Here is a 14,334-nt window from a genome sequence, read left to right as displayed (position 1 = left end):
ATACTCACGCATCATCGGGGATAAACTGCGGATTCCAGACAACCTCCCAGACATGGCCATCGGGATCACGGAAATAGCCGGCATAACCACCCCAGAACGTCTCCTGAGCTGGCTTGATCATATCGGCGCCCGCCTTGCAAGCCGCACACATGACCGCATCCACCTCATGCCGCTCGGCAACATTATGACCAAGAGTAAACGCTGCGGCTATATTTGCTATTTGCGGCTGACCCGTATCATGCGCAAGATCGTCACGCCCCCAAAGCGCGAGTTTTACAGCGCCGTGCGCCAAATATGGCGCACAAAGGTCGCTGTAACACTTTTAATCTGCTGCATAATTTTATCCTTGAATCGATTCCGATTTAAGGAATTATGCAGTAGATCGGCAACGCCCAGGGTAACGACACTGATCCGTGGCTTCATTCTTCTAACCTTATCCCCTGCATCATGATGCCATAAAAAAACCCGGCAAAGCCGGGTTTTTTGATCACGCTGTCATTCAGTCAGCCCTTATGCGGCTTCTTCTTCCTGTGCTTCGTCTTCCTCGATCATCTTGCCACGCTTGGGGCCCTTGGCAAGATTGACTTCAACGAGACGGACAGCTTCGGTTTCCGACATCTTGTTGACGGCGGCGATTTCCCGCGCCATGCGATCAAGTGCTGCTTCATAGAGCTGACGTTCGGAATAGGACTGTTCCGGCTGGTTTTCAGCGCGATAGAGGTCACGCACAACTTCAGCAATCGAAATCAGATCGCCGGAATTGATCTTTGCATCATATTCCTGCGCCCGACGCGACCACATGGTGCGCTTGATGCGGGCCTTGCCCTGAACGACCTTGAGGGCGCGATCGACGAAATCCGTTTCCGACAGCTTGCGCATGCCAATGCTGACGGCTTTGGTCACGGGAACCTTCAACCGCATCTTGTCCTTGTCGAAATCAATAACAAAAAGCTCCAGTTTCATACCGGCAACTTCCTGTTCTTCGATGGCGCTGATCGTTCCAACACCATGGGCGGGATAGACGATCGCTTCACCGGTTTTGAAACCCTGACGTGTTGAAGATTTTTTCTGCTGGGTCGTCATTCGCTTTAAAAACTCCCTGTTACTAAATCGGCAACAGCCGATACCGGGCCGCAAGGTCCGGATAAGACGGGGGAACCGTCGGGTGACACCATGCTGATCCGCGCACGACGAAAAGAAAAACCAAGGCACAAGCGAACTCAGCGGCGAGGTTGATTTGCCCAAGTCTTCGCTTTCGAGGATTTTTCAGCTTTCGTGATTGGTCAGGGCATAAAAATGCCCGAACGTTGGAACAGTTCGCAAGTGGTACCACAAAAAAGTGAGGAAATCAATATTTTACTGTATGCAAAGATCTTGACGACAGAGATCTTGTCGGAGCCTCGCCTTATTTCGGGCAGAACCCCGCTCCCACACAAAAATCCCAAACACAGTTTTAACAGTCTGTTTTACAACAAAAAATTCCACAATCCGCATGAACTGCCGTCGCAACCGCTCTTCTTGCTGCGACAAACAGCCTGAAACGAATCAAAAAATTGCATGGCAGACCATGCGAAATCACAGGCTTCACGGAAGAATGATGACAATCGCACTTCAAGGGCAGAACTTGCCGGTTAGAGCATCGACCGAAGAGTGGGAACCGGTTTTCGCAAAAAGCCGATGCGGAAAAACAAAGCGTTAGAGCATGGCGCATTTCATAAAATGCAAGCCGCAATGCAGCAAGAGATGTTACGAGACAACGAAGAGCAAACTGGCGGAAATCCGACAGGAAACTTGCCCGATCAGTCTCCTGCGCCGGGCTTTTCCGAAAAATACTGCTCGAACTTGCCTTCAACGCCATCCATTTCCTTGGCCTCGGGCAAGGCGTCGCGCTTGGTGGTGATGTTGGGCCAGATGCGTGCATAATCGGCGTTGATTTTCAGCCACTTGTCCAAACCCGGCTCTGTATCGGGCTTGATGGCCTCAGCCGGACATTCAGGTTCGCACACACCGCAGTCGATGCATTCATCCGGATTGATGGCGAGAAAATTTTCACCTTCATAGAAGCAATCCACCGGACAGACTTCGACGCAGTCGGTATATTTGCAGCGGATGCAATTGTCGGTCACGACATAGGTCATGCTGTACTCCAGAAATCTCGAAATGTCAGCGCAGGAAGAAGCAATCTGCGACGATACAACGATCACAATCCCGCACAGGATACGTCAAAGGCCAGAGTGAGCTACTGCTTTCCATCCGCGCTTGCAAGGATAATTCATCCCTGCAAAATACAGGATTGAGTTATTTTTGCTCCGGATAGCAATCGGTCAGACTCAGCGTAAAACCGAGACCTGACAAGCAACGCATAGCCAAGACACCGAAAAATGAAAAGGCCGAACAATGTTCGGCCAGTCATTACAATCTACCAGATAGGATTGGAACACCATTCCGTCTTTCGGCTCAATACCTTAAGAGAGCCTGGAGACCGAAGCTGCCAAGCGATCAGGCGCTTTCCTTGACCGTCAGAACCTGGCGACCGCGATACATGCCGGTCTTCAGGTCGACATGATGCGGACGGCGCAGTTCGCCGGAATTCTTGTCTTCGACATAGGTCGGATTCTTGAGAGCGTCAGCAGAGCGGCGCATACCGCGCTTGGACGGGCTCGTTTTTCTTTTCGGTACAGCCATTTAACTTACTCCAGGTGACGGTCGCAACACGAAGCCCGGCCCCATCAGGACCAACCGGCATCTGTCACGATCTCGGAATTTTGCGGGCTTATACATGCCACAGGCGGCTTTGACCAGTCCCTTGCGGCATTTTTTTGATTCAAAAGAAACGCTTGGCCTGTCGCATCGTGTCGGCGAGAACCGGATTACCGGTTTTCACCGCCCCGATGCATCAAACAGGAATCGAGACGATCAGCGCAAAAGCAGCGTCATGCCTCATCCTCGGGAACGATCCACGGCTCGGCAAGCGCCGCATCACGCCAGGCAATCCAGGCCGGATGCGCCTCCATGCTGTGCATATAGGCGTGCGTATCGGAACGTTCCGTTAATTGATAGGCCGAAAACCGGTTAACCACAGGCGCATACATGGCATCGGCAGCAGAAAAGCCGCCGAAGAGATAGGGGCCGCCAGAGCGCTGCAATTGCTCCTGCCATATCCGTTCAATCCGCGCCACATCGGCCATGACGGCATCGTTAACGGCAATCTGTCCCGGCTTGCGGCGGAAATTCATCGGGCAGGCCCCACGCAACGCCCGGAACCCCGAAAGCATCTCCATGGAAATGGAACGTGCAATGGCTCTATCAGCCTGCTTTTCCGGCCAGATCCCCCGATCCGGAAAGAGCTCTGCTGCATATTCGATGATCGAAAGCGATTCCCAGACCGTCACGGAGCCGTGCACGAGAACCGGCACCTGACCGGACGGCGAAATGGCCTTGATCTCGCGGTTGCCGCCAGGAAAATCGAAACGCACCAGCTTTTCGTCAAAGCCTATTCCGGCAGCCGTCAGCGCTATCCATGGCCGGAAAGACCAGGAGGAATAATTCTTGTTGGCAATATAAAGTGTCAAATCGGTCATCGGGTTTCCTGTTCCTGCTGAAATGGGCATGTCATACGAATTATCAGAAGGGAGAACGACACAACCAGCGCCAAATTTTCATCTCACTCATCAAGGCAGGTGATGTAAGGGCCGGCATCGCGGGCGCGCCGCTCAACCACTGCCGCCAGCCGCCGCAACCCCGGGCCAGGCCTGCTGGCATTGCGATCGATCGGATTGGGCAGGGACACCGCAAGAAGTGCGGCCTGGCGCAGACTGAGGCGATCGGCGGAGGTCTTGAAATGATAACGGGCAGCGGCCTCGGCGCCGTAAATGCCCGGCCCCCATTCGGCAATATTGAGATAAAGCTCCATGGTGCGGCGCTTGGGCCAGATGCGATCGGCAATCAACGCATAAGGAATCTCCAGCGCCTTTCTCAGATAGGAGCGGCTGTTCCATAAAAACAGGTTTTTCACCGTCTGCATGGTGATGGTGCTGGCGCCGCGGGTTTCATCGCCATCCATGGCGTCGTCGATCACCGCATTCATCTGCACCCAGTCGACACCGTGATGGGAACAGAAGCGTCCGTCTTCCGACATCATCACCGCCTTGATCAGATTGGGCGAGATCCTGTCCAGCGGCACCCAGTCGCGTTGATAGGATTGAAGCATCAGATGATCGGCCAACATCGGCATCGACAGCGGATGCAGAAAAGGCAGCCGGTACACCAGCATCAGCATGATGGGACACAGGGCCAGACACACCAAAATCCTGACGATCCGGTTCAACACCACTCTGAGCCTTTCCGTCCTTGGCGGTTGATCAGCGTGAACCGCCTGATCCGGTGCCTCCTCCATAGCCAAACCAGAAGCCCCCATTGCCCCATGAAACCGGCATGTGCCTCAAAATGAAGGTAACTTGCCCGGCGCTCTCGCCCAAAGACTTAAAGCATGTTCTGTTCAACGAAAAGATCACAACCTGTCTTATGCAGCATTTCCGAAAAGGCGAGCCCTGCGGCAAGAAAGGCGCCTGGGCGACAGAACCAGGCACCGGCGCGAGAGCAAAACCTGCACCGTCCAGATAAGGGTTGCGCGCTCCCTTGCGTCATGCCAAACATCGCCCGCGTCCCGCATACCCTTCCCGACTGTACTGCACCGGTCTTCGGCTGCTCCTGTCTGGCGGTCACGGCACGCTGGATATTCATGCGGAACAGTCAGTCATGTTCGATCATCGTCTCATTACGGTTGCCACACGCATCCAGTCGTTGCTGGAAGAGGTGCTGTCCTTGACACCGCTGGAGGATGAGATCACCCGTCCCGAGCGGCTGCTTCTGGCCATGCGCCATGCCGTCCTCAATGGCGGCAAGCGGTTGCGCCCGTTTCTGGTGGTGGAAAGCGCCCGGCTGTTTGACGCTGATGAAGAGGCTGCCTTGCGGGTGGGCGCAGCGCTGGAATGCCTGCATTGTTATTCGCTGGTGCATGACGATCTGCCCGCCATGGATAACGACGATCTGCGCCGTGGCCAGCCCACGGTGCATGTCGCCTATGACGAGGCAACCGCCATTCTGGCGGGCGACAGCCTGCTGACCTTCGCCTTCGACATGATTGCCGCCCCTGAAACCCGTTTGCAGGAGACGGCCAAGCTGGCGCTGGTGCTCGCCCTTGCCCGCGCCGCCGGACTGGGTGGCATGGCTGGCGGGCAGATGCTGGACCTTGAAGCAGAGAAAAACCCACCGGATGAGACCGGCATCGTCACGCTACAGGCAATGAAAACCGGCGCACTTCTTCGTTTTGCCTGCGAGGCGGGACCGATCATGGCCGGGGCCCCGGCCGCGGATCGGGCGCGGATGCGCCAGTTCGGCGAAATCATCGGCCGCGCCTTTCAGCTGGCCGACGATCTCCTCGACCTGACTGCCGACAGCGCCACGCTCGGCAAGGCGACCGGCAAGGATGCAGGACGCGGTAAAGGCACGCTTCCGGCCCTGAAAGGGCAGGACTGGGCCGAGAGCGAACTCGATCGACTGGTCGATCAGGCTGTCGCGGTTCTCGCGCCCTATGGCGACAAGGCCTCTATTCTGGCAGAAACCGCCCGCTTTATCGCCAACCGCACCCATTGATCCTTGAGACCGTCAGTCCGATCAGCCCATTTTACGCAAGATCACGGACGGTCAGCTGACATTTCACAGCGGTGAAAATCGCGCGTTACAGGATCCATGATCCACAATTCCCCGTTGGAAATATCGAACCAGGCACCATGCAGGGACAGCTTGCCCGCATCTTCCAGCGCCCGCACATAGGGAAAGGTGCGCAGATTGTCGATGGAATTGCGGATGGATATCCGTTCCAGCGCCGTCTGCCGCTCGGACGGGGTCATGATCGAGGCATTCTGGATCTGCTCGGCGGCGGGGCGCACGAGGTTCATCCATTTGCCGATGAAGTCACCCGGCGACAGCGGCTCGGCATTCGGATCGAGGGCGGCACGGATGCCACCGCAGCGGCCATGGCCCATGACCAGAATATCCTTGACCTTCAGGGCCTGAACGGCAAATTCCAGCGCCGCCGAGGTCGAGTGATACTGACCGTCCGGTTCATAGGGCGGCACCATATTGGCGACATTGCGCACCACGAACAATTCGCCCGGCCCCCGGTCGAAAATCGTCTCCGGTGCTGCACGCGAATCGCAGCAGGCCACCACCATGGTTTGCGGATTTTGTCCCTGATCGGCCAGCGCACGGTAACGTTCGCGCTCGTCGGCATAGCGACCGCTCATGAAATTGCGGTAACCGTCAAGTAAAGAGGCTGGAAATTGGCTCATGATTTTCGATTATCCCGGCTGCAAATAATTGACAAGTGCTGAAATACGCCGCGACCTTACCGGGAGGCTCGCATTTGCGAAATGCATTTCAATGCCCCTACCCTTTGCAACACAGCATTTGCTTACGAGGTGGTATTGCACGTGCTGCCTGACTGTCCTGATTTAGGCTTGCCCCCTCCGCTCGGGTCGCATGGAAACTGTCGCGCCTCAACGCACCGGACGGCTTGCCGGATGCACCAGCCGCCGCACCTGCACCAGCGCCATCGGGTTCGCCAGGCTCGACTGGTCCTGCTGCAAGGTCAGTTCATTGCTTTCCCGCTTCAGGGTGCGGGCCAGAATCTCATAAACGCTGGCGGTTGCCGTTTGCAGCGCCTTTTCCTCATCGCTGCCCTGCAACAGCCTTGCCAGCAGCAGCGCCGAAAACAGATCGCCAAGCCCGTTCGGCGCCCCTTCGATGGCCCGATGTTCGGCCAGAAGCGCATGACGGCTGGAGAGCAGCAGATTGCCGATGCTTCCCGCCATCATCGGCACAGCAGAGGTGACCGCCATGCAGGCTGGCCCGAGCGACAAGGCCGCCTCGATGATATCGTTGTTGCTGTCCAGCCTTGCCCCGGCCATCCAGGCCAGTTCGTAGCGGTTCGGTGTGGCGATATCGGCAAGCGGGATCAGATGGTCGCGAATTGCCGTGGCTGTCGCCTCAGGCACATAAAGCCCACTGAGATCGCCCATCACCGGATCGCAGAGATAGACAAGATCCGGATTTTTCGCCTTGAGTGCGGCAATCAGCCGGGCGGCGGCAAGCGGCTGGGACGGACTGCCGAAATAACCGGTCATCACCGCTCTGACCTCGGATATCCAGGGCGAGCGCTCGAGATCGGCCAGAGCCTGATCGAAGTGAGTATGATCGAACAAGAGGCGGGTCGAAGGACCATGCCCCGGATGCCAGGGCAGCACCACCGTCGGCACCGACCAGACCGGAAAACCGAGACTTTCGAGCGCAAAGACAGAGGCACGGTTGCCCACAGAGCCGCGCATGACATGGCTGGAGATGGCAATGACGGCATGAGCCTGAGAAACCGGCATGAGAAGAGGTCATCCTGAAACGTTGATGCAGCCCTTCTTTAGAGCATGTTGCGCACAGGTGGGAACTGATTTTGCAGCAAGGCTGGCTTTCGCATGAAAAACATTTTTCCAATCACCCGCCGCCATATGAATCTGCGATTTCTGCGACCTCAGACGCATGCCCCGGACTGGAGGCGAAAGCGAAATCCCTGCCGATTTTCAGGATTTTTCGTCAAAAATCGACAAAAATTGATGGAATCCGCGTAGTTTTTTAGATTTTTCACCAAAAATCTCATCAAAAAAGCCAAAATCGGGCAATTAGCTTTCGATTTCTGAATTGTGCTCAAGGCCACAATCATTATACGGTGAAGGCGGTAAGGCAACAACGACGCGGCGCATTCTGTCAAAGGCGCAGGCAAAGCAGTCAGACTTTTTAACCGAATGCATATCTCCTGAAATCCATGTGGGTACGGGAATAGGGCAAGCAACCTGTCTTGGGAGGACATCGTGGCAGCAACGAAACGGGTAAAACGGGAACAGCTTTTCGATCTGGCCCGAACCGGCAAGGACAAAGGCGCGACAATCGATCCTCTCACCCTGTTCGGGCGCGCCAGCGACGATGACCTTCAGCATTATGACGGGCCAATGCTGGCTGCCGCGACAGCGCGCGCTGAAGACGATCTCAAAGCCTTCGACGGAAAGACGCCGCATATTACGCTTGCTCCCATCGAGGAGGTCACCGTCAAGGGCGCACCGGTGACGGTTCTGTCAATCGTCGAGCGCAACAAGCCTTTCCTCTACGATTCGGTAATGGGCGAGGTCACCAGCCAGTTTCGCGAGATTTACCTGGCCGTTCATCCCATCCTCGTCAATACCGGCAGCGGCTATGGTCTGGCCGACAACAAGACTGCCGCCGAAGACAAGATCAGCTATATTCAGCTGCATCTGGCCGCTCTCAGCCCCGATCAGGCCAGCGGTCTGGTGGCCCGATTGAAGAGCGTGCTCACCCAGGTCGACACGGTTGCCGCCGACTGGCAATCCATGCTGAGTCTGCTCGATACGGCCACAGCCGAATGGACCGCGCAAAGCGGCGTTCGCCGAAAACACGAGCGCAGCGAAGCCATAGCCTTTCTCGACTGGTTGCGAGACGACAATTTCACCTTCCTCGGCATGCGCGAATATGTCTATTCCGGCGAGGGTGAAAACGCCACGGTCGAGCGCGGCAAGGGTCGCGGGCTCGGCATCCTCTCCGACCCGGATGTGCTGGTCCTGCGTCAGGGCCGCAATGCCGTGACCACCACGCCGGAAATCCTTGCCTTTCTGCAGGGGCCGGAAGATCTGATCGTCACCAAGGCCAATGTGAAGTCCGTCGTCCATCGCCGCGCCTATATGGATTATATCGGGGTCAAGCGTTTCGATCCCTCCGGCAAGGTGGTGGGAGAACTGCGCATTGTCGGCCTGTTCACCGCCACGGCCTATACCCATTCCGTCACCGAAATTCCGCTGTTGCGCGCCAAGGCGGAAAAGATCATCCGCCATTTCGGCTTTGATCCCCTGAGCCATTCCGGGCGCATGTTGCAAAACACGCTGGAATCTTATCCGCGCGACGATCTGTTCCAGATCGACACCGATCTCCTCGCCAGCTTCTGCGAACAGATCATGGATCTTTCCGAGCGTCCGCGCGTGCGGGTTCTGCCGCGCATCGATCATTTCGACCGTTTCGTCTCCCTGCTCGTTTATGTGCCGCGTGAGGAATATGATTCACGGGTGCGCGAGCGCATCGGCGCCCATTTCGTCAATGTCTATGACGGTCGCGTCTCCGCTTATTATCCGGCTTTTCCGGAAGGCGGTGTGGCGCGGGTGCATTTCATCATTGGTCGCTCGGAAGGCAAGACACCACGTATTCCGCAGGCCCGGCTGGAAGAGGCCGTCAAGGCGATCACGGCCCGCTGGGACGACCGTTTTGCCGCCCTTGCCCCGATGAAAGCGCCGCGCCTTGCCGTGACCCGTGCCTTTGAGGAAGCCTTTACCCCGGAAGAAACCGTGGCCGATCTGCCCCGCATCGAAACCTGCCTCAAGGGCGCGCAGGTTTCCATCGGCTTTCACCTGCGCGAGACGGCGGAAGGAAAGGCGCTTTATCTCAAGGTCTTCCATGCAGGCCACCACCTGCCTTTGTCGCGGCGCGTGCCGCTTCTGGAAAATCTGGGCTTCAGCGTCGTCAGCGAGCGCACCTACGATATTGGCGTCAGGCCCGCCAGCGGCGCCGAAACCGAAAAACTGGTCGTGCTGCATGACATGGAGCTGGCCGTGCGGGCCGGACACAGTTTCGATCTGGCAAAACAGGCCAAGCCTGTCGAACAGGCCTTTCTCGCCGCCTTCAACGGGCTGAGCGATAATGACGCCTTCAACCGGCTGGTGTTGAGCGCCGGTCTGAGCGTGGGAGACGTGGCGGTGCTGCGCGCCTATGCCGCCTATCTGCGTCAGGCGGGACTTGTCTATTCGCTGACCTATATTGCCGAAACGCTGAACAAATATCCGGCCATTGCCGTCGATCTCTTCAGCCTCTTCCATCATTCCTTCGATCCTACTCTTTCAGAAAAGACCCGACCCAAAAAACTGGCCGAGCTGCGCGAGCGGATCGAGACGGCGCTGGCCTCGGTACCAAGCCTGGATGACGACCGCATCCTGCGCCGTTACCAGAATGCGGTGGATGCGACACTGCGCACCAATTACTTCCAGAAGAGTGACGGCGGCATCAAACCGATGCTGGCCTTCAAATTCGACCCCCAGCAGCTCGACGGTCTGCCACAGCCGCGGCCTTTCCGGGAAATCTTCGTCTATGGTGCGGAGGTAGAAGGTGTGCATCTACGCTTCGGCAAGGTGGCGCGCGGCGGTATCCGCTGGTCGGACCGGGCGCAGGATTACCGCACCGAAGTTCTCGGCCTCGTCAAGGCCCAGCAGGTGAAGAATGCGGTGATCGTGCCGGTTGGGGCCAAGGGTGGCTTCTATCCGAGGCAGATGCCAAGCCCGGTCAGCCGCGAGGATTTTCTGCGCATCGGTCGTGATGCCTATATGACCTATATCCGCACGCTGCTCTCCATCACCGATAATATTCAAGGTGGCGATATCGTGCCGCCGGAGGATACGATCCGGCTCGATGGTGACGATCCCTATTTTGTCGTTGCCGCCGACAAGGGCACCGCCACCTTTTCCGACACCGCCAACGGGCTGGCGCGGGACGCCGGTTTCTGGCTGGACGACGCCTTTGCCTCGGGCGGCTCTGCCGGTTACGACCACAAGAAAATGGGCATAACCGCCCGTGGTGCCTGGGAGGCGGTGAAACGTCATTTCCGCGAAATCGATGTCGATATCCAGACAACGCCGTTCAGCGTGGCGGGCGTCGGCGACATGTCCGGCGACGTCTTCGGCAATGGCATGTTGCTGTCGCGCAAGATCCGGCTGATCGCCGCCTTCGACCATCGCGACATCTTCATCGATCCCGATCCGGACATGGAAAAATCCTTCCGTGAGCGTGAGCGCATGTTCGCCCTTGCCCGCTCCAGCTGGCAGGATTACGACCGGTCCCTCCTGTCCAACGGGGGCATGATCATTGCGCGGACGGAAAAATCCGTGCATCTCACGCCGGAGGCCGCCGCCGCCATTGGCATCGACAAGCAGACCGCCACCCCCTTTGAAATCATGACCGCGATTTTGAAAGCGCCGGTCGATCTTCTCTGGTTCGGCGGCATCGGCACCTATATCAAGGCACTGTCGGAAACCGATGCGGATGTGGGCGACCGTGCCAATGATCCAATCCGCGTCACCGCCGATGAGGTGCGCGCCAGAGTGATCGGCGAAGGCGCCAATCTCGGTGTGACCCAGAAGGGCCGCATTGCCTTTGCACTGAAGGGCGGGCGGCTCAATTCCGACGCCATCGACAATTCGGCGGGCGTCAATTCCTCCGACGTCGAGGTCAATATCAAGATCGCGCTTTCGACCGCCGTTACCTCCGGCAGGCTCGACATGCCGGCACGAAACAGCCTGCTTTCCTCGATGACCGATGAGGTGGCGCATCTGGTGCTGCGCAACAACTATCTGCAATCGCTGGCCATTTCGCTGACCACACGGCAGAAAGAGGCCAATCGCGACGAACTGTCCCGGCTGATGAGCGTGCTGGAAGCCTCCGGGCGGCTGAACCGCAAGGTGGAAACCCTGCCGGACGATGCCAGCCTTGCCGAGCGCTATGCCAATGGCCAGCCGCTGACCCGCCCGGAAGTGGGCGTGCTGCTCTCCTATGCCAAGATTGCGCTCTTCGACGACCTGATCGAAACCGGCCTGCCGGACGATCCCTATTGCCAGAGCCTTCTGACCGGCTATTTTCCTAGGAAGATGCAGCGTAGCTATCTGAGCGACATTGAAGGCCACCGGCTGCGGCGCGAAATCATCGCCACAGCCCTTGCCAATCATGTGATCAATCGCGGTGGACCGGGCTTCATGGTGTTCATGGCCGACGCCACCGGGGCAGGAACTGAAGCCATCGTCAAGGCCGCTCTTCTGGCGCGGGACGGTCTCGATCTGTCTGCGGAATGGGCGAGAATAGATGCACTTGATGGCAGGATCGACGGCGAGGTGCAGAACGATCTCTATGATCGCATTGCCTTCGTCTATCGCGCCTTCACCAAGCTTGCGGTCGATACACGTCTTGCGTCAGGCGACCTGTCCGAGGCTGTGCGGAAAGTTCGCTCGGCGGTCAAATCGATCAAGGGCTTCAATCGCGCAATGATTTCAGGAGATGAACAGGCGGAGATCGCTGCCGATGCGGCAGCCATGACCGGCTCAGGCGTTCCGGAAGATCTCGCCGCATCGCTCGCCGATCTGCGCCGCCTGATCGTCACGCCGGAAATCATGGCGATTGCCGAAGGCGCCGGTGCCAGCCTCAATCGGGCTGCCGAAGGGTATGACAGGATCAGCAGCCTGTTTCGCATGGGTCGCCTGCTTTCGTCTGTCGGCAAAATTCCGGCGAATGATCATTACGACACGCTGGCACTGTTCCGCAGCCTCGACCTCATCCTGTCTGCCCGGCGCAGCATCGTGATTGAGGCGTTGACCCAGCATGGCACCAGCCGCGATCCGATTGCCGCCTGGCGCTCTGCCGATTCCATCAGGATCAACCGTCTTGGCAGCGAACTGATCACACTGGCGGAAGGCGAACCCAGCCTGTCGCGCCTGACGGTTGCCGCCAGCCTCCTGACCGACATCGCCCATTCCCGGCGATAAAGGTATACAACAAAAGCCTCTGCCCCTTGAACTGCAGGGGGCAGAATGCCAGTCTCCCGCTTACAGCGCCGTGCGCCCAATAGGGCGCACAAAAGTCGCTGTAACAGTTTTAATCTGCTGCATCATGTTCACCTTCAATCTCACCCGATTTCAGGCATGATGCAGGAGCGGGAGAGACGGGTAATGAATGACGGTCAGCAGCAGGCACAAGTTCAGGCAAATCTGCCAAAGGATAGCCACATCACAACGCCTGCATTGCCCGCCAGCAAATCCGGCATCTTCGGCTGGATGTTTTTTGACTGGGCAGCCCAGCCCTTTTTCACCGTTGTCACCACCTTCATTTTCGGCCCCTATTTCGTCTCCCGCTTCACCCATGATCCGGTGAGTGCCCAGACCGCCTGGAGCAATGCCGCAACGGTTGCCTCGCTGTTCATTGCGCTTTTGTCACCCGTTCTCGGCGCGATTGCCGACAGAAGCGGCGCACGCAAGCCATGGATTGCGTTTTTTGCCACAATCAAGATCATCTGCCTGCTGATGCTCTGGCAGGCCGCCCCCGGCACATCCATGCTCTATCCGCTGGTGTTCTTCAGTCTGGCGTCGATTGCGGCAGAATTTTCCATCGTCTTCAACGATTCCATGATGCCATCACTGGTGCCTGCGACTGCCGTGGGGCGCATATCTAACACCGCCTGGGGACTTGGCTACCTCGGCGGCATGATCGTGCTGATCACCGTGGTTCTGTTCTTGGCCGCCAATCCTGAAACGGGCAAGACGCTTTTGGGATTGCCGCCGCTTTTCGGACTCGATCCCAAAACCGGCGAGGATGCCCGCATCACCGGGCCGATTGCCGCGATCTGGTATTTTCTCTTCATCCTGCCGATGTTCCTCTTCACCCCGGATCATCCGAAAGGGGAGAGGCTGGCGAAGGCCGTACGCGCCGGCATCGCCGATCTTGCTGCCTCCCTTGGCGATGTGCGCAGACGACCCGGCATTGTCCGTTTTCTGCTGGCCCGGATGGTCTATCAGGACGGAGTGAACGGCGTGCTGATCCTTGGCGGCGTCTTTGCCGCGGGCATGTTCGGCTGGTCGACCATGGAAATCGGCATCTATGGCATCATTCTCAATGTCGTGGCGATTTTCGGCTGCCTTGCCGCCAGCCGTCTCGATGGGCTGTTCGGCTCCAAGGTCATGGTGATCATCAGCCTTGTCCTTTTGCTGACAGCCTCTGTCGGCATCGTTTCCACCGGCAGGGATTTTACCGCCTTCGGCCTGATCAGCCTGCCGGTTCACGAGACCGGCGGCCTGTTTTCCACCTATGCCGAAAAGGCCTATATTCTCTATGGCGTGTTGATCGGCCTTGCCTTCGGCCCGGTTCAGGCCTCTTCGCGCTCCTATCTCGCCCGCAGCATCACCCCTGACGAAGCGGGACGTTATTTCGGCATCTATGCCCTTTCAGGTCGGGCGACGAGCTTCATGGCAACCCTGTCCTTTTCGCTGGTCACCGCTGCCAGCGGCTCGGCCCGGGCCGGTATGGCCATGCTGATCCTGTTTCTTGGTGGCGGTCTCCTTCTTCTCCTGCGCACCCCTTATCCCGCCAATCGCAGCGCATAAAAAAAGCCGGTCTTTCGACCGGCTTTTCCTG

General features: G+C 57.7%; 11 protein-coding genes. 3 read left to right on the top strand and 8 right to left on the bottom strand.

Annotated elements, in window-relative coordinates; all coding sequences use genetic code 11:
- Positions 1-4: 4 nt before the first annotated feature.
- The 6 genes from NAC44_RS21360 to mtgA form a co-directional block, all read right to left on the bottom strand.
- Positions 5-292: a VOC family protein gene (locus NAC44_RS21360; RefSeq protein ID WP_338022088.1), complete on the bottom strand. Its 288-nt coding sequence runs from the start codon at positions 290-292 to the stop codon at positions 5-7.
- A 218-nt stretch (positions 293-510) separates the two neighbouring features.
- The gene (locus tag NAC44_RS13460) at positions 511-1,083 is read right to left on the bottom strand and encodes a CarD family transcriptional regulator (RefSeq protein ID WP_250941548.1); all 573 of its coding nucleotides are present in this window, start codon (positions 1,081-1,083) and stop codon (positions 511-513) included.
- 716 nt (positions 1,084-1,799) lie between these two features.
- Positions 1,800-2,138 (bottom strand): ferredoxin FdxA, encoded by a 339-nt coding sequence (fdxA, locus tag NAC44_RS13455; RefSeq protein ID WP_250941545.1) that lies wholly within the window; start codon positions 2,136-2,138, stop codon positions 1,800-1,802.
- 361 nt (positions 2,139-2,499) lie between these two features.
- Entirely contained in the window at positions 2,500-2,685 is a 186-nt protein-coding gene (gene rpmF, locus NAC44_RS13450) for a 50S ribosomal protein L32 (RefSeq protein WP_250941543.1), read from the bottom strand.
- 248 nt (positions 2,686-2,933) lie between these two features.
- Positions 2,934-3,581, bottom strand: a complete 648-nt coding sequence (locus NAC44_RS13445; RefSeq protein ID WP_250941541.1) for a glutathione S-transferase family protein — start codon at positions 3,579-3,581, stop codon at positions 2,934-2,936.
- Positions 3,582-3,664: 83 nt separating this feature from the next.
- Positions 3,665-4,396, bottom strand: coding sequence for a monofunctional biosynthetic peptidoglycan transglycosylase (gene mtgA, locus NAC44_RS13440; RefSeq protein WP_250941883.1), 732 nt, complete (start codon positions 4,394-4,396; stop codon positions 3,665-3,667).
- 362 nt (positions 4,397-4,758) lie between these two features.
- Here mtgA and NAC44_RS13435 point away from each other — a divergent pair, with 362 nt between their 5' ends.
- The gene (locus NAC44_RS13435) at positions 4,759-5,655 is read left to right on the top strand and encodes a polyprenyl synthetase family protein (RefSeq protein ID WP_250941539.1); all 897 of its coding nucleotides are present in this window, start codon (positions 4,759-4,761) and stop codon (positions 5,653-5,655) included.
- A 41-nt stretch (positions 5,656-5,696) separates the two neighbouring features.
- Here NAC44_RS13435 and NAC44_RS13430 read toward each other — a convergent pair whose 3' ends face one another.
- Complete coding sequence (locus NAC44_RS13430) at positions 5,697-6,353, bottom strand: carbonic anhydrase (RefSeq protein ID WP_250941537.1); 657 nt, start codon at positions 6,351-6,353, stop codon at positions 5,697-5,699.
- 207 nt (positions 6,354-6,560) lie between these two features.
- The gene (gene pdxY, locus NAC44_RS13425) at positions 6,561-7,436 is read right to left on the bottom strand and encodes a pyridoxal kinase PdxY (protein ID WP_250941536.1); all 876 of its coding nucleotides are present in this window, start codon (positions 7,434-7,436) and stop codon (positions 6,561-6,563) included.
- Positions 7,437-7,922: 486 nt separating this feature from the next.
- Between pdxY and NAC44_RS13420 the strand changes: the two genes are divergently transcribed.
- Both NAC44_RS13420 and NAC44_RS13415 read left to right on the top strand, forming a co-directional pair.
- The gene (locus tag NAC44_RS13420) at positions 7,923-12,692 is read left to right on the top strand and encodes an NAD-glutamate dehydrogenase (RefSeq protein WP_250941535.1); all 4,770 of its coding nucleotides are present in this window, start codon (positions 7,923-7,925) and stop codon (positions 12,690-12,692) included.
- 288 nt (positions 12,693-12,980) lie between these two features.
- The gene (locus NAC44_RS13415; protein ID WP_250941881.1) at positions 12,981-14,303 is read left to right on the top strand and encodes an MFS transporter; all 1,323 of its coding nucleotides are present in this window, start codon (positions 12,981-12,983) and stop codon (positions 14,301-14,303) included.
- The last annotated feature ends 31 nt before the right edge of the window (positions 14,304-14,334 follow it).

Origin of the sequence: Allorhizobium sonneratiae, from assembly GCF_023700755.1 — a bacterium.
Classification (GTDB): domain Bacteria; phylum Pseudomonadota; class Alphaproteobacteria; order Rhizobiales; family Rhizobiaceae; genus Allorhizobium; species Allorhizobium sonneratiae.
Note: the sequence above shows the minus strand (reverse complement) of the source record. Positions and strands in the feature narration are given on the sequence as shown.